Annotated in this window: 13 protein-coding genes; 8 read left to right on the plus strand and 5 right to left on the minus strand. The window is 64.1% G+C overall.

Annotated features, from left to right (window positions below; genetic code table 11):
* Positions 1–3: 3 nt before the first annotated feature.
* The 3 genes from HYH07_RS18385 (at position 4) to HYH07_RS18395 (ending at position 4,510) form a co-directional block, all read left to right on the plus strand.
* Positions 4–1,623 (plus strand): helicase HerA-like domain-containing protein, encoded by a 1,620-nt coding sequence (locus HYH07_RS18385; protein WP_220003806.1) that lies wholly within the window; start codon positions 4–6, stop codon positions 1,621–1,623.
* Between the two features lie 137 nt (positions 1,624–1,760).
* Entirely contained in the window at positions 1,761–3,089 is a 1,329-nt protein-coding gene (locus HYH07_RS18390; protein WP_220003807.1) for a glycosyltransferase family 87 protein, read from the plus strand.
* Between the two features lie 26 nt (positions 3,090–3,115).
* Positions 3,116–4,510 carry a M20/M25/M40 family metallo-hydrolase gene (locus HYH07_RS18395; protein ID WP_220003808.1) on the plus strand — a complete coding sequence of 465 codons (1,395 nt, stop codon included), beginning with the start codon at positions 3,116–3,118 and terminating at the stop codon, positions 4,508–4,510.
* Positions 4,511–4,817: 307 nt separating this feature from the next.
* Here the strand turns inward: HYH07_RS18395 and HYH07_RS18400 are convergent, their stop codons facing one another.
* From HYH07_RS18400 to HYH07_RS18410, 3 genes are all read right to left on the minus strand, one after another.
* Positions 4,818–6,101: an IS701 family transposase gene (locus HYH07_RS18400; RefSeq protein WP_220003809.1), complete on the minus strand. Its 1,284-nt coding sequence runs from the start codon at positions 6,099–6,101 to the stop codon at positions 4,818–4,820.
* Positions 6,102–6,303: 202 nt separating this feature from the next.
* A complete protein-coding gene (locus HYH07_RS18405) occupies positions 6,304–7,083 on the minus strand; it encodes a class II aldolase/adducin family protein (protein WP_220003810.1) in 780 nt (259 codons plus the stop codon).
* 161 nt (positions 7,084–7,244) lie between these two features.
* The gene (locus tag HYH07_RS18410) at positions 7,245–8,894 is read right to left on the minus strand and encodes a glycosyltransferase family 39 protein (RefSeq protein ID WP_220003811.1); all 1,650 of its coding nucleotides are present in this window, start codon (positions 8,892–8,894) and stop codon (positions 7,245–7,247) included.
* Between the two features lie 310 nt (positions 8,895–9,204).
* On the opposite strand from HYH07_RS18410, the gene HYH07_RS18415 reads away from it, so the two are divergent.
* Both HYH07_RS18415 and HYH07_RS18420 read left to right on the plus strand, forming a co-directional pair.
* A complete protein-coding gene (locus HYH07_RS18415) occupies positions 9,205–10,110 on the plus strand; it encodes a DUF308 domain-containing protein (RefSeq protein WP_220003812.1) in 906 nt (301 codons plus the stop codon).
* 163 nt (positions 10,111–10,273) lie between these two features.
* Positions 10,274–10,690 (plus strand): MucR family transcriptional regulator, encoded by a 417-nt coding sequence (locus HYH07_RS18420; protein ID WP_057753042.1) that lies wholly within the window; start codon positions 10,274–10,276, stop codon positions 10,688–10,690.
* Between the two features lie 127 nt (positions 10,691–10,817).
* On the opposite strand, the gene HYH07_RS18425 is transcribed toward HYH07_RS18420, so the two are convergent.
* Positions 10,818–11,246, minus strand: coding sequence for a SufE family protein (locus HYH07_RS18425; RefSeq protein ID WP_220003813.1), 429 nt, complete (start codon positions 11,244–11,246; stop codon positions 10,818–10,820).
* Between the two features lie 68 nt (positions 11,247–11,314).
* The gene (locus HYH07_RS18430) at positions 11,315–11,752 is read right to left on the minus strand and encodes a DUF5330 domain-containing protein (protein WP_220003814.1); all 438 of its coding nucleotides are present in this window, start codon (positions 11,750–11,752) and stop codon (positions 11,315–11,317) included.
* A 409-nt stretch (positions 11,753–12,161) separates the two neighbouring features.
* On the opposite strand from HYH07_RS18430, the gene HYH07_RS18435 reads away from it, so the two are divergent.
* The 3 genes from HYH07_RS18435 (at position 12,162) to HYH07_RS18445 (ending at position 15,117) form a co-directional block, all read left to right on the plus strand.
* Entirely contained in the window at positions 12,162–14,003 is a 1,842-nt protein-coding gene (locus HYH07_RS18435; protein WP_220003815.1) for a PAS domain-containing sensor histidine kinase, read from the plus strand.
* Positions 13,996–14,709: a peptidoglycan-binding domain-containing protein gene (locus HYH07_RS18440; RefSeq protein WP_220003816.1), complete on the plus strand. Its 714-nt coding sequence runs from the start codon at positions 13,996–13,998 to the stop codon at positions 14,707–14,709. Before HYH07_RS18435 ends, HYH07_RS18440 begins: the two co-directional genes overlap by 8 nt.
* A gap of 63 nt (positions 14,710–14,772) precedes the next feature.
* On the plus strand, positions 14,773–15,117 hold the full coding sequence (locus HYH07_RS18445) for a DUF1491 family protein (protein ID WP_057753107.1): 345 nt from the start codon (positions 14,773–14,775) through the stop codon (positions 15,115–15,117).
* Positions 15,118–15,169 lie beyond the last annotated feature (52 nt).

Consider the following 15,169-nt stretch of genomic DNA (forward strand, 5'->3'; position numbering starts at 1 on the left):
GTGATGACGGCGCAGGACAACAGGCTCGGCGATACCGACGACAAGATTTTCGTCGGCAAGGGAGACGAGCTGGCCTGGCTGACGCTGGCGCTCGCCAATCGCCACGGCCTCGTCACAGGAGCCACCGGAACCGGCAAGACGGTGACGCTGCAAGTGATGGCGGAAGGATTTGCGCGGGCCGGTGTTCCAGTGTTCGCAGCCGACATCAAGGGCGACCTCTCCGGTATCTCCGAGGTCGGGGAGGCAAAAGACTTCATCGTCAAGCGCGCCAGCGAGATGGGACTGAATTTCCAGCCCGACCAGTTCTCGACGGTGTTCTGGGACGTGTTCGGCGAGCAGGGCCATCCAGTGCGGGCCACCATTACCGAGATGGGGCCGCTGCTGCTCGCGCGCATGCTCGATCTCAACGACGTTCAGGAGGGCGTGCTCAACGTCGCCTTCCGCGTCGCGGACGACAATGGCCTTGCCCTGATCGACCTGAAGGATCTGCGGGCGTTGCTCGATGCCATCGTGCCCGACAGCGGCAAGAAGGGGCCGGACGCGGAAGAGGATCCGCTCGCGCCCATCCGGAAAGCGGCGCAAGGGTTCGGCAACGTCACCAAGGCCACCGTCGGCACCATCCAGCGCCAGCTCCTGGTGCTGGAGAACCAGGGTGGCACCAAGTTCTTCGGCGAGCCGGCGCTGACCTTGAAGGACTTCATGAAGACCGACCGCGACGGTCGCGGCATGGTCAACATCCTCGTCGCCGACAAGTTGATGCAGAGCCCACGGCTTTACGCGACATTCCTGCTGTGGATGCTGTCAGAGCTGTTCGAGGAACTGCCCGAGGCCGGCGATCTGCCCAAGCCCAAGCTGGTGTTCTTCTTCGACGAGGCGCATCTGTTGTTCAACGATGCGCCGAAGGCGCTGATGGACAAGATCGAGCAGGTGGTCCGCCTGATCCGCTCCAAAGGCGTCGGCGTCTATTTCGTCACACAGAACCCGATCGACGTGCCCGACCGTGTGCTCGGGCAGATGGGCAACCGGGTGCAGCACGCCTTGCGCGCCTTCACACCGCGCGACCAGAAGGCGGTCGCCGCTGCCGCCCAGACCTTCCGGCCCAATCCGAAGCTCGACACCGCCAAGGTCATCATGGAGCTCGGCAAGGGTGAGGCGCTGGTGTCATTCCTCGAAGGCAATGGCACGCCGGCGATGGTGGAGCGGGTCATGATCCGGCCGCCATCGGCCCGCATCGGGCCGATCACCCCGGAAGAGCGCAAGGCGATCATGGATGCAAGCCCGCTCAAGGGCAAATACGACACCGCCGTTGATGCCGAGTCGGCCTATGAGATCATCCAGAAGCGGATCGCGGGCACCGCGGCCCCGGCCGATGGTCAGGCGGGGAGCGGTGGCGGTCTCCTCGGCCAGATCGGCTCGATCGTCGGCACCGTCTTCGGCACCAATACCGGGCGTAACCGGCTGACGACCGGCCAGCGCATCGCGCGCGACGTCACGCGCACGGTCACCGACAAGGTTGTCGGCGGCGTCGTGGCCGATCTCGGCAAATCGGTCGGCGGCCAACTCGGCAGTTCGGTCGGCCGCGCGCTGGTCCGCGGCGCGCTCGGCGGACTGCTCCGACGGTAGGCAGGCAAGGACATAATTGAAGCGGATTTCTGGGCCGCTGCAGCTCCCCTCGCCGCCTGTGAGGAGAGGGACAGACTTGCGGCCTGTGTCTGGGTCGACATATATCGACACTCTCCCGGCCGCAGATTGAAGGCATTGTGACCACAGCCCATTCGCCCAACAAACCCGGCGCACTCCGAGCTCTTTCGCTACGTGCGCCGCTCGACCTGCTCTTCCTGTTCTGCTGCCTGATCCTGACCGCCGATGTCCTCGGGCCGGAGATCTTCGGTCACGGCAAGACCAAGGACTATGCCCTGTGGTACTGGGCCGGGCAGCAGGTGCTGCATGGCGGCGCGCTCTATCCCAGCGACATCCGCAACCAGTTCGAGTTCATCTATCCGCCATTGCCTGCGATCCTGCTGGCGATCCCGAGCTGGTTCGGCAAGATCCCGCTCTACGTCGTGCTGTCGATCCTGAACGCCGTGGCGTGGTGGTACACGGGGATGCTCTCCAATGCGATGACCGGGGCGGACCGCAAGCCGGGCCCGTGGCTCGAAGCGCTGCCGGCACTGGTCACCGTGACTTTCGTGTTCGACATGTTCGATCTCGGTCAGCCGAACCTCGTTCTGCTGGCGATGATGCTGTGGGGCTTCCGGTTGTTACAGCATCGGCGGTCCTGGTCTGCGGGCTTCATGTTCGCGCTCGCCACCGCCATCAAGGTGTTTCCGGTCGCGGTGCTGCCTTATCTGGTCTGGCGCCGGCAATGGGCGGCGGTCGTCAGCATGCTCGCCTTCATCGGCATCCTGCTCTACATCGTGCCGGCACCGATCCGCGGCTTCGAGCGCAATGCCGCCGAGCTCAACACCTGGTACCAGGGCATGGTCGGCTCGAGCTCGGAAAAGGGCTTTGGCCAACGCGACGAGCAGAACTGGTCGTGGGTCAACCAGTCCATCATCGCCGTGACGCATCGCCTGGTCCGGCCGATCAACTTCAATCTGGAGGATCCCAGCAAGCCGGTGCGCACGATGAATATCATCGACGTCGACTACAAGACGGCGAACTGGATCGTGCTCGCGGTATCGGTGTTGCTCGGGCTCGGCTTCATCGCAGTGATGCCGTCACAGCGGCAACGAACGCCGCGATCGGATGCCGAGGAGCTTGGCATTCTGTTCTGCCTGATGACGGTGGCCTCGCCGCTGGCACGACAATATTACTTCATGTGGCTGTTCTTCCCGCTGACTGTGCTGATGCATCGGGCCGCCTTCGACGTGAGGCCGAAGGTGCAGCTGGGAACCTGGCTTGCGCTTGGCGCGGCCGGCATCCTCATGCTGCTGTCGCTGCCGCCATTTCCCAATGCCATTCAGGCCTGGGGCAACAACCTTGCTGCCACGGCAATTCTCGCCGTTACGCTCGCCTGGCACATCGGGCATCCGCCTGATGCGGCTAGCTCCGACGCTGCGGCAGAGCTAAAATCACAGCCATCTTGAGACTCCAGCAAGCGGAACATCCGACCATGGCCAATGCGCAGCTTCAATCCGTGCTCGACCACATCGACAAGGACTTCGACAACAGCCTCGAGCGCCTGTTCTCGCTGCTGCGGATCAAGTCGATTTCCGCCGATCCGGCCTTTTCGGGGGATTGCAAGGCAGCAGCCGAGCATCTGGCCAAGGACATTGCGAGCCTCGGCGTCGCGACCGAGGTGAGGCCGACCGCCGGCCATCCCGCTGTCGTCGGCAAGGTCAAGGCGGGCGGACGGCCGCATGTAATCTTCTACGGCCATTACGACGTGCAGCCGGTCGATCCGCTCGAGCTCTGGCACCGTCCGCCGTTCGAGCCTGCAGTCACGGATCACGCGGACGGCCGCAAGATCATCGTCGCGCGCGGCGCCGAGGACGACAAGGGCCAGGTGATGACCTTTGTCGAAGCCTGCCGAGCCTGGAAGACAGTGACGGGCTCGCTGCCGATCGACGTCACATTCCTGATCGAAGGCGAGGAAGAGGTCGGCTCCAAGAACTTCGTGCCGTTCGTTGAGGCCCACAAGGACGAGTTCAAGGCCGATTACGTTCTGGTCTGCGACACCGGCATGTGGGACCCCAGCACGCCGGCGATCACCACGGCGCTGCGCGGCCTGCTCTATGAAGAGGTGAAGATCACCGCGGCCAGTCGCGATCTGCATTCCGGCGTATTCGGCGGCACCGCGATGAACCCGATCCGCGTGCTCACCAAGATCCTGGGCGGGCTGTTCGACGACGACAATCGGATCACGATTCCCGGCTTTTATGACGGCGTGAAGGATACGCCGCCGGAGATCCTGGAGCAGTGGAAGAAGCTCAACTTCACGCCCGCGACCTTTCTCAAGCCGGTCGGCCTGTCGATTCCCGCGGGCGAGAAGGGGCGCTTGATGGTCGAGCAGGCGTCCACGCGTCCGACCTGTGACGTCAACGGCATCTGGGGCGGCTATATCGGCGAGGGCTCCAAGACGGTGATCCCGTCGCATGCCTCGGCCAAGGTCTCGTTCCGACTCGTCCAGGGACAGGACCCGCAAAAGATCCGCAGGGCCTTCCGCGATTACGTCACCGCCCGGATTCCCGGCGACTGCAAGGTCGAGTTCGGCGACCATTCCGCCGCGCCCGCCGTGGCGCTCGACTGGAACATGAAGCCGCTGGCTGCGGCCAAACAAGCGCTGACCGAAGAATGGGGCAAGGAGACCGTGCTGATGGGCTCCGGCGCCTCGATCCCGATCGTCGCCGATTTCAAGCGAGCTCTTGGGCTTGACTCGCTGCTGGTCGGCTTCGGCCTCGACGATGACAACATCCACTCGCCGAACGAGAAGTACGATCTGCGCAGCTTCCAGAAGGGCATCCGCTCCTGGGCGCGGATCATCGCGGCGCTGGCGGAGGTGAAGTGACCACGTAGCGGTCGTTCCGGGGCGCCTCGGAGAGGCGAACCCGGAATCTGGAGATTGTAGCGAGTGCTGTAGGGTGGGTTAGCCATGCGACTGCGCGAAGCGCGGTTGCAGGGCGTAACCCACCAACCTGGTTCGGCGGGCGTGGATGCATGGTGGGTTACGCCTTCGGCTAATCTTACTGCGTCATGGGCGCCGACGACCATTCGATGCTGCGCGGGCGCCACAACAGGGACATCGCGGCAGAGTTTTGATGAGCGCACGGATCAGTCGGGCGCGCATGGTTGCGATCGAGTTCGTGACGTGGCGTTCAGGCCGCACGGGCGGAGCCTCTGGGTCGATAATCTTCGGGTAGATCAGGCACCGCGATTGGCGCGGTGGAACGAGGTCCTGAGGGGGGAATCGTCGCCTGCTCGGCGATCAAGAAGGCGTAGGCCGCGATGCACAGAGTGGCGTGGTGATGGAAGCCACGCCAGCCGCGTCCCTCGTAGTGGCCGAGCCCGACCTCCTGCTTGAGCTCCTGATAGTCGCGCTCGATGCGCCAACGCAGCTTGGCAAGATCGACGAGCCGCTCAAAGCTGATGGTCTCCGGCAGCGTTGCGAGCCAGTATTTGGTGGGCTCGGCTTCACCCTCCGGCCATTCGATCAGCAGCCACTCCGGCGACAGCTTTTCGGGGATCAGCTTGTTGTACCCGACACGGACGCGCACACGCGCAAAGCGCGAGGACAGCTGGTCGGCCGAGCCTTCCCGCCACGTCACCGTGCGCCAAGCCTGCTTCGGCAGAGCAAGCATCACTTCCTTGGCCGAGACCAGATCTGGCTCGTCGCGTCGACCGGTGTTGTTCATCGGCCTGTCCTTGCGCCGCGGGCCGGTGCCGGGTCGCCACATCAAGGTGTTCGGCAAGATACCGGCCACATAGAGCACGCCCAAAGCCGTCATGCCCGCGCGGAGCCGCGAGTCATTGCCATAGGCCGTATCCATCAGGCCGACGCCGCGCGGCAAGCCGGCTTCGCAAGCCCAACGTATCTGCTCCAGCGCGATCTCCGGTTTGGTCCTGAACTTGATCTCCTTCGGAACACCCGCCTTCTTCCGGCGTGCGCGATCCTTCGCCCAGGGTTCCGGCAGGTACAGCCGATAAGTCACGGGAAGACTGGCGGTATGGTTGGCAATCGACAGAGACACGGCCACCTGGCAATTGGCCTGCTTGCCGAGCTGACCGCAATATTGGTGGTGAACGCCAACCGAATGCTTGCCTTGTTTGGGGAACGACGTGTCGTCGATGATCCACGCCTCGATCGGCCCGCACTTCTCAATCGCTGGCAGAACCATCTCGCGCACCTTGGCCAACACATCCTCGTCCGACCAGGTCGCGTTGCTGACAAAACGCAGCAATGATTGGTGCTGTGCGGCCGTCCGTGCCGGCGCCGTTCGAGCCGCCATCGGCTCGACGCTCTTGCGCTCGCCCGGCAGCATCAAACCCGTGCAATAATCACGCAGGGGCCTCATCCGCGCTGCCTGACCTATTACACTTCCGAGCCCCGCTACATACGCGGCAAACCGTGCCTCGCTGTCTCCAACCCGATTGAGATCCATCTGGCCCTCCGCGTGCCAAATAATGAATCTCTTCAAATATTTGATTCTCTGCCCTTGCGGGGCGCGGCCGAATGACTCAGTAAGACTAACCCACCCTACAAAGCTCAACAAAATAAAAACGCCGCCCGTGATTGGACGGCGTTTCATTCCAGAATGTGCAGAGGTAGTTCGACAAAGACACTACCTCACATTCATGAAAATCTCAAGACCGGTAGCCCGGACTCTCGCGGTCGAGCTTGCGCAGCAGCGGCGGCCAGACGAGGTTGTTAGCGCGCAGCTCGGCGCGGTCGCGGTTGGCGAGCAGCTCGGTGTTCTTCTCGATCGCGATCTGCTCGACCGGATAGACTGGCGTCCCCAGCGCACGCGTGCGCACCTGCATCGAGCAGGCGCGCTCGAGATGGTACATGCGCTCGAAGGCGGAGGCGACCGAGCGGCCGACGGTCAGCGTGCCGTGATTGCGCAGCAGCATATGGTTGTGATCGCCGAGATCCTTCTGCAGCCGCGGCCGTTCGTCATGATCGAGCGCGATGCCTTCATAGTCGTGATAGGCGAGGTCGTGGGTGACGAGCTGCGCGGTCTGGTTGAGCGGCAACAGGCCTTCGGCGCTGCTCGACACCGCGGTGCCGTCGAGGGTGTGGAGATGCAGCACGCAGATGGCGTCCTCGCGCACCTCGTGGATCGCCGAATGGATGGTGAAGCCGGCCGGGTTGATGCTGTACTCGCTCTCCGAGAGCTGGTTGCCGTGCAAATCGACCTTGACCAGGCTCGAGGCCGTGATCTCGTCGAACATCAGCCCGTAGGGGTTGATCAGGAAGTGATGATCAGGGCCGGGCACGCGCGCGGAGATGTGGGTGTCGACCAGATCGTCCCAGCCATACAGCGCGACGAGGCGATAGCAGGCGGCGAGATTGATCCGTTGCTGCCACTCGGCCTCCGTCATATCAGACGGCACTTCCTTCAGGCGGGCTTCCGCTGGCGACATGGCAAATCTCTCCGAACCTCGTTATTGTGGAGAGGGAGCCTAGTCGCGGCTGAGGCCGGCAGCAAGGTGACGAAATCGCAGCAGCCAAGCGCAGCCCGCATGCATGTCCGCCGTAGCTCGAAGAGCGAAGGCGGAGAGCGAGACGGCCCAGGAGACGAATTTTACGGCGCCGGGATCGACAGCAGGCTGGAAATGCTGCGGCCGCGGATGTCGTAGACGCGGGCGAACACCACGTCGTCGCGCTTGATCTCGACCATCACGGGGGCGGTGAGTCCCTTGCAATAGAACTCGCCGAGCGTCATTGCGAAATCCGCCGCGTGGGAATCCCACCCGATGGTGAAATCAGGACCGAGCGCGACCTGCGCCGGGCGCTGCGGACCGCACACCGCGACCTTCCATTTGCGATTGCGCGGCGGAACTTCCTGGCGCTCGACCAGCTGCTCGCGCAGTTCGTCGGAGGCCTGCTTCAAGGCGAGGCCCCAATAGTCCAGCATGAAGCGGTCGTCGGCGGCGCGCACGGTACCGGCGATGTGGTTGAAGTGGGTGTATTGATAAGGATGCAGCCGGATCATCTCGGCCAGCGGCAGCGCGAGACCGAAGCAGAACAGTGCGAGCATGGCCGGCTGCCAGGCGCGATGGTTGGTGCGCAAGCGCTCCATGGTCCAGGCGAAGGCGACGCCGCCAAGCACCGCCATGGGCGGGATCACGAACACGAAATGGCGGATGCCATTGTAGAGCGCCGGCCGCTTCACCATCGCGATCGCGAGCGGCAGGGTCGCCGCCAGCGTCAGCATCAAAAGGATGGTCTTGCGGCGCGCCGGAACCTCGCGGCGCGGCAGCATGGCGAAGGTGCTGAACATGGCGCCGGCCATCAACACCAGCATCACTTCGGGAAGTTGCAGGGCAAACAGCGTCGGCAGATACGACCATGGCATGTCGGGCACGGACACGATCGCGCCGTCGAACATTTCCTTCCAGGGCTTCTCGAAGAAGTGCGAGAAATAGGTCAAGGCCTCGAAGGGATTGCCGGGCTCCATGATCGACCACGGCCAGATCAGGCCCATCACGAGATAGCCCAGCACAAGGCCGGGCAGCAGCACGTAGACGACATGGGCAAAACGCCTGACAGCCTCCCGGACGCCCTCGCTGCGCAGCTCCTCCAGGAACAGGGGCACGAAGCCGATCATGGCATAGACCAGCGCGAGCCCACCGAGAATGCGCGAGCCGATCGAGAGGCCTGCTCCCAGGCCGACGATCAGGATCGTGCGCGGCGAGGGCTTTGGATATTCCTCGGCGAGCCTGACGAGGCCGAGCATCAGGATGATCATCGCCACCGCGAAGGGCGCATCCTTCGGGTTCATGAACATGTGGCCGTAGAAGATCGGGCAGAGCGCCAGCAGCAGCAGCGCGGCGAGGCCGGCAAGAGGTCCGCCGATGCGACGTCCCAGCCGCCACGTCACTGCAAGGCCGATCACGCCGACAACAGCGCCGACCAGGCGTCGCGTCTCGAACAGCTCGAGCGGAATGATCTTGTGCAGCAGCGCCGCGGCCATGTCGAAGCCGCCGCCATACATATAGAGATTGGCGAAGGAGAGGGCGGAGGTGTCGCTGAAGCCGGAGCCATACATGCGCAGCAGCAGGTCGGCATATTCTGCGTGGGTGTAGTCGTCCCAACCGAGCCCGTAGTCGCGGAAGGTCAAGCCTGCGATGACGGCGACGGCAGCCAGCACCAGCATGGCAAGGTCGTCGCAAGTCCGTTCAACCGAGCGCCGCTGAGGCGTGTCGATCGCCGAAGTCGTGATGGATGTCATGGCAATTGGTGACCCGGAATCCCCTCGTGGCCCAGCTGGTGCGCGCGGGCCTCAACCCCGGACTCCCTATAGCGCAGTTCCATGACCAAGTAATTGGGCATTATGGCTAAATTCCTGATGCGACGCAGCAATTTCCAACTTGGCACCCCTTCAGAGCTAGCGGAGCATTGCTGAAGGGAATGTGAATAAGTCCCTGATATCCTTCCCTTTAGGAACAGTGGCGGCAATTTGGTCGTTGGCGTGGAACGCAGTAAGACGGTATCGTGGCGTAGCGGGTATCGCGCATGGTTGCGCGCCGGGGGTGTGTTCGATGAGTGTGGCTCTGTTGATCGCTGGGATTTTCGCCATTCTGGCGGGCCTCCTTGCGATCGCGTTTGGCTATTCCATCAGGGATTTCAGCCTCGGCAGCACGCTCATAACGAGCGGAACGATCGGCGTCTGCTCCGGTATGCTACTGATAGGCCTCTACGTCGTGCTGCTTGAGCTGCGGGCCATCGCTCGCAGGCTGGCCGGCGCAGCCGCGGCCTCGGAGGTTCGCGTCAGGCCGGTGCTGCCGCCGGGCCTGGCATCGCCCAACGGGCTCGGTGCGTCTGTGCCGGAACCCGCTCCCGCAATGCGGGTTGAGTCGCCGCCATCGCCGGCCGCGCCGCCAACTCTGGCTGCGCCGCCTTGGCAGGCCGAAGCGGCCGCGCGCCCCCGTGTCGAGCCGCCGGCCGAGCCGGAAGCACCTCCGCTACCCTCAGCAGCGCCGGAAACACCGCGCAAGCGGAACCTGCTGTTCGCCTCGAGCTCGCGCAAGGAGCGTGAGCGTGCCGAGGCGAAAGCCGCCGAGAGCGCACCGCCGCAGGCATCTCCTGCCCCCGCAGAGCCCGCCGCGCCGGATGCGCCGCATGCAAGCTTCGACGATGCCTGGCCGAAGCCGGACCGCGCGCGGCCGCCGGAGCCACCGGTGGCGCGTCGTCCACCGCCGCCGCCCCCGCCGCCCCGCCCGTCATCGACCTTCGAGCCGGCGGCGCCTCAACCCACCGCAGCTTCGCCTGCGTCCGAGCCGCCAGCCGAACAGCCGCAGGTGACGGTGCTGAAATCCGGCATCGTCGACGGCATGGCCTATTCGCTCTATTCCGACGGCTCGATCGAGGCGCAGATGCCCGAGGGCATGATGCGCTTTGCCTCGATCGACGAGCTGCGCGCCCATCTCGACCAGCGCGGTGGCTGAAGGTATCTCGCATTTCAAGTAAAGCCTCGCCGCTATTGTTGCCAGATCAGTAATCGGCTCATATTCGCCAGTCGTCGTATTTCGGCCAAACGTATTGTTGACAGAGAATACTTCATCGCCGCCAATGCAGCGCGACGGAGCCGGATTGGAGAGAGGTCGCGCCATGTCGGATGCCGCGGGCAAGAATTTCATCGAGCTGACGGCGAACATCGTCTCGGCCTATCTCAGCAATAACCCGACGCCGGCCGGCGAGATTCCGAACCTGATCAGCCAGGTGCACGGTGCGTTGACGCGGGTATCGTCGGGCCGCGTCGAGGCGCCGCTCGAACCGGCAAAGCCCGCGGTGTCGCTGAAAAAGTCGATCGCGCCGGACTATCTGGTGTGTCTGGAAGACGGCAAGCGCTTCAAGTCGCTGAAGCGCCATCTGCGCACCCAGTACAGCATGACGCCCGAGCAATATCGCGAGAAATGGGGCCTGCCGGCCGACTATCCCATGGTCGCCCCGAACTACGCGGTGGCCCGTTCGCAACTGGCAAAGAAGATGGGCCTGGGACAGCAGCAGCGGAAGAAGGGGAAGTAGGGCGGCGCCCAAGATCTCGTAGTGTGGGCAAAGGCGCACTTGCGCCGTGCCCACGAATTCTCTCCGTCACACGCAAAGGGTGGGCACGCTTCGCTTTGCCCACCCTACGGCAGCTCACAATGAGGCGCTAAGATGCCTCCGCCAGCGCCTCTCTCGCATCGGTCTTGATCCGCTCCACCATCGAGCGCAGGCCGTTGGAGCGCTGCGGCGTCAGATGATCGCGGAAGCCGAACTCATTGAACACGGAAATCGCATCGGTCTCGAGAATCTGCTGCGGCGTGCGGCCGGAATAAAGCGCGAGCACGATCGCGACGAGCCCGCGCACGATATGCGCGTCGCTGTCGCCGCGATACCGCAGGATCGGTGCACCACCGTCGGGTTCGACCAGCTTCTGGAGCCAGACCTGGCTGACGCAGCCCTGCACCTTGTTCTCGGCCGAATGTTCCGCCTCGGGCATCGGTTCCAGGGTGCGGCCGAGCTCGATGACGTACCGGTAACGGTCGTCCCAATCGTCCAGAAGCTCGAAATTCTCGCGGATATCGTCGATCGAAGTCATTGATGGCCCGTGGTTCCCGTTCAGGCCAATATAGGCACGCGAAGCGTCGAAATCGATAGGATTCGGGCCTAATTCGCCGTCGCCTCGGGGCCGCGCCATTCCAACGCAAGATCGTCCTGGGTCAGCGTGTCGCGAGGCGCCTCGCTCGCCATGGCGTCGCCTTCGCCGGCCACCGCAATCGAGCCGGTATGGTCGGGCGCCTTCTTGTCGGTCTTCTCATTCTTGTCGTTGGTGATCTGCTCCTTCTTGTCGTTGATGATCTGGTAGATCTTCTTCGCGCCGTCCTGCGCCCGCTGGCCGATGATGGTTGCGGCCTGTCCGCCGACCTCGCACGCCGCTGGCTGGCGCTTGCAGAACTGGCTCACGTCGGAGACGGCCGCCGTCGCGGCCTGCACCGCGTCGGCAGCGCCGATGTTCGGCAGCTTGCCCGATTCGGGCGTCTTGTCCCGCGGCAGGAGCACCAGCACCAGCCCGAGCCAGAATGTGATGCGAAGCAGAAAGCGCATCTTATCGACCTGTAGTTAGATCTGGCACGCGGCGATCTCCGCGCGGCGCCAGCGACCTAGCAGCTCTCGATAAATCGCAAGTGATTGCCTTGAGCTTAATTCGCGGAAAATTTACGCAAAAAACTTCGCAGGGCGGGGTCGCGTCAATTTTCGATTGATCGGCCCGTCCGTGGTGTCCGGGACCTGCACATCCACCAATTCGAAACCATGAAGGGCAAGGCGAAACCCTGTGTTCACCATCACCGATGAATGACATCGCCAAATCGCCTAAAAATCTCAACGAAAAGACGGCGTCCTGCCGCGCGCCGATCCGCCTTAGCACTCGTTTAAGGTCGCTCTGACACGGTGGCTCAACGACAAGGAGGCGTTCCGGCGCGTCTTTTGACGAGTGAGCCGAAGCGCGAGACCCGTGACAGTTTTGAGTATCATCCGCGATTGTCTCGATGCACTGCTGCATCCCTCCGCGCGTTACGATGCGCTGACGCGTGCGCGGCATCGGGCCTTCATGGCCCCGCGGCTTCTTGGAAGCCTGGCCGCTTTTGCCGCATTTCCCGTTTATCTTGTCCTGCGCGGCGCGCCGAGCGCGATCGAGGTCGCGGCCCTCGCCTGGCTGATCGCGCCGATTCTGCTGTCCTGGTTCCTGTCGCGCACCGGGCGCTATGAGGGCGCCCATGTGCTGTCGTCGCTGGCGCTTGCCGGGCTGATCATGGCAATCGCGGCCACGACCGGCGGTATCGAATCCTTCGCGGCGATCTGGCTGGTCGTGGTTCCCCTGGAAGCCGCCTTGTCGGCCTCGCGCCGTGTCGCGGCCTTTGCCTCGCTGCTCGCATTGTCCTGCGCGGCCGTCCTGATCCTACTCAGCTTGCTCGGCTGGCCGCCTTCTGGCGAGCTCAGCGGAACCCAGCGCGGCGTGATGATGGCGTTCGGCGTTGCCTCGGCGACGCTTTATGCCGCGGGCCTTGCTTTCGGCGCCGAGTCGCTTGCGCGCACCAGCGTCACGCTGCTCTCGCGCGAGGAGGAGCGCTATCGCCTGCTCGCGCGCAACATGAGCGACGTGATCTCGCGGCATCAGCGCAACGGCGCGGTGCAGTTCATCTCGCCGGCTGCGGAAGCCATGCTCGGCATGCCGGTCGCGCAACTGCTCGGCCACGGCCTGTTCGATCGCGTCCATGTCGCCGATCGTCCGGCCTATCTCACCGCGCTGTCGGACGCCGCGCGTGGCGAGGTCCGCAGCGTCGAATTCCGGCTGCGTCGCGATCCCACCGGTTCCGAGCGCGGCCAGATCGACTTCATCTGGGTCGAGATGCGCTGCCGTCCGCTCGACCAGGATCAGCGCCAGAATTCTTACAGCGACGTCACCGCCGAGCTCGAAGTCGTCGCGGTGATGCGCGACGTCACCGATCGCAAGCTGTCGGAGCAGGCGCTCGATCAGGCTCGCAGCGCGGCGGAAGCCGCCGACGCCGCCAAGACGCGCTTCCTCGCCACCATGAGTCATGAGCTGCGCACGCCGCTCAACGCCATCATCGGCTTCTCCGAGATGATCGCGCAGGAGCAGACACTGATGCTGGCCGCCAGCCAGCGCAAGGAATATGCCGAGCTCATCAACGCTTCCGGCCAGCATCTGCTGTCGGTAGTGAACGGCATCCTCGACATGTCGAAGATGGAATCGGGCAATTTCGAGATCGCCTCCGAGCCGTTCGCGCCGCGCGCAGCGCTGATGCATTGCTGCAATCTGCTCGCGCTTAAGGCGCGCGAGAGCGGCATCGACCTCATCACCGACGCGCCGCAGGATCTGCCTGTCATGACCGGCGATCCCCGCGCTTTCAAGCAGATCGTGCTCAATCTCGTCGCCAACGCCGTCAAGTTCACCGAGCGCGGCGGCCAGGTCACGGTATCAGCATCGGCATCGGCTTCGCAGCTGACCCTGCGCATCAGCGACACCGGCGTCGGCATCGCGCCCGACGATCTCAAGCGCATCGGCGCGCCGTTCTTCCAGTGCGGCAAGACCTATGAGCGCCGGCACGAAGGCACTGGCCTTGGGCTTTCGATCGTGAAGAGCCTGGTGGCGTTGCATCTCGGCGAATTGACGGTACAAAGCAAGCTCGGCGAGGGCACCGCCGTCACGGTCAAGCTGCCGCTCGTCTATACGCCGCCGCAAGCCAAGCCGGTGGCGAGCAAGATCGCGACGTTGACGCCGGTGCTGCGTCATGACGTTCAGGACCAACCTGCTCTGGTGAAGAAAAGTGCCTAAGAAGTCTGCCAACGACGAAGCCGCTCCGCGCCGCCGTGGCGCCAAGGCCAAGGCTGCGGTCATCGATGTCGAGACCGAGCGCAACCTCGTCTTGCGCGTGCTCTTGCATAGTCCCAAGGACACGCTGGCCGGCCTCGTCGCCGCCGCCACCATCAGCGCTATCGTTGCCAACGCGCTGTTCCTGCAGACCGGCCGGCATCCGGCGCCGATGTTCGGCACCGTGATCAATCTTCCTGCGCCGTCGCCGGCGTCGCTCTCAAGCCCCATGCCGCGCCCGCGCCCCGTCGGCGCCGATACCTCGCCGCTCGAGCCGAAGGCGACCGAGTTTCGCGTCGAGGCCAAGCCTGCCGAGAAGCCGCCGGAGAAACCCGCCGAGACGACCGCCTCGACGCCGCGCTCGGGCGATCCCATGACCAATCTGGTGCTCAAGGCCACGGCACCGACGCCGGCCCCGTCCTCGGTTGCCGTCGCGCGGCCACCGGCGCCGATCCCGCAGCAGAGCCCGGCGGCGCGTCGCCTCGCCGGCGTGCAGCGCGCGCTGTCCGAATACGGCTACGGCAATTTGAAGATCACGGGCACGATGAGCGGCGAGACCCAGTCGGCGATCCAGACATTCGAGCGCCAGCACAAATTGCCCGTCACCGGCCAGGTGTCGGACCGCCTGCTGCGCGAGCTCGCCGCCGCGATCGGCCATCCCGTCGAATAATCGTCGTCGCTTGTCAAAGGCTCAAGGCTGGTGCTGCTTGCAGCACTGGCCTATCGTGCGCCCATGCGTTTGAAATCGAATATCTGGGTCTCAGCCTACTTGCGCCGGTGCCAGACCGAGGGCGTGTTCGGCGCGGTGCGCCATCGCGGCGCCGAGGAGGCGGGCGCGGTGTTCGTCAAGGTGTCGCTGCTCGACGGCAACGCGATGCTTTACGTGCCGGCTCCGCAGACCTCTTATGACGACGGCCGCCCGGTCGATCGCTTCTTCGTGCCGATTGCGCCGCAGCCTGTGCCTGAGTCTGCCGTCGAAGAACGCCTGACCAAGGAGCTCCGCTTCGATCCGGATGCCTGGATCGTCGAGACCGAAGACCGCGCCGGGCGGCACTTTCTGGAATTGGCGAAGACCTGATCCATCCTCACCGTCATTGCTTCGCTGCGCTCGCAATGACGACGTGGAAAGT

The organism is Bradyrhizobium sp. BR 10261 (assembly GCF_019455395.1).
Lineage (GTDB): Bacteria > Pseudomonadota > Alphaproteobacteria > Rhizobiales > Xanthobacteraceae > Bradyrhizobium > Bradyrhizobium manausense.

What these genes read in the sequence shown, in the direction of transcription:
- HYH07_RS18385 (WP_220003806.1), top strand. Translation starts at nt 4, where the DNA reads ATGACGGCGCAGGACAACAGGCTCGGCGATACCGACGACAAGATTTTC.
- HYH07_RS18395 (WP_220003808.1), top strand. Translation starts at nt 3,116, where the DNA reads ATGGCCAATGCGCAGCTTCAATCCGTGCTCGACCACATCGACAAGGAC.
- HYH07_RS18400 (WP_220003809.1), bottom strand. Translation starts at nt 6,101, where the DNA reads ATGGATCTCAATCGGGTTGGAGACAGCGAGGCACGGTTTGCCGCGTAT.
- HYH07_RS18405 (WP_220003810.1), bottom strand. Translation starts at nt 7,083, where the DNA reads ATGTCGCCAGCGGAAGCCCGCCTGAAGGAAGTGCCGTCTGATATGACG.
- HYH07_RS18410 (WP_220003811.1), bottom strand. Translation starts at nt 8,894, where the DNA reads ATGACATCCATCACGACTTCGGCGATCGACACGCCTCAGCGGCGCTCG.
- HYH07_RS18415 (WP_220003812.1), top strand. Translation starts at nt 9,205, where the DNA reads ATGAGTGTGGCTCTGTTGATCGCTGGGATTTTCGCCATTCTGGCGGGC.
- HYH07_RS18420 (WP_057753042.1), top strand. Translation starts at nt 10,274, where the DNA reads ATGTCGGATGCCGCGGGCAAGAATTTCATCGAGCTGACGGCGAACATC.
- HYH07_RS18425 (WP_220003813.1), bottom strand. Translation starts at nt 11,246, where the DNA reads ATGACTTCGATCGACGATATCCGCGAGAATTTCGAGCTTCTGGACGAT.
- HYH07_RS18430 (WP_220003814.1), bottom strand. Translation starts at nt 11,752, where the DNA reads ATGCGCTTTCTGCTTCGCATCACATTCTGGCTCGGGCTGGTGCTGGTG.
- HYH07_RS18445 (WP_057753107.1), top strand. Translation starts at nt 14,773, where the DNA reads ATGCGTTTGAAATCGAATATCTGGGTCTCAGCCTACTTGCGCCGGTGC.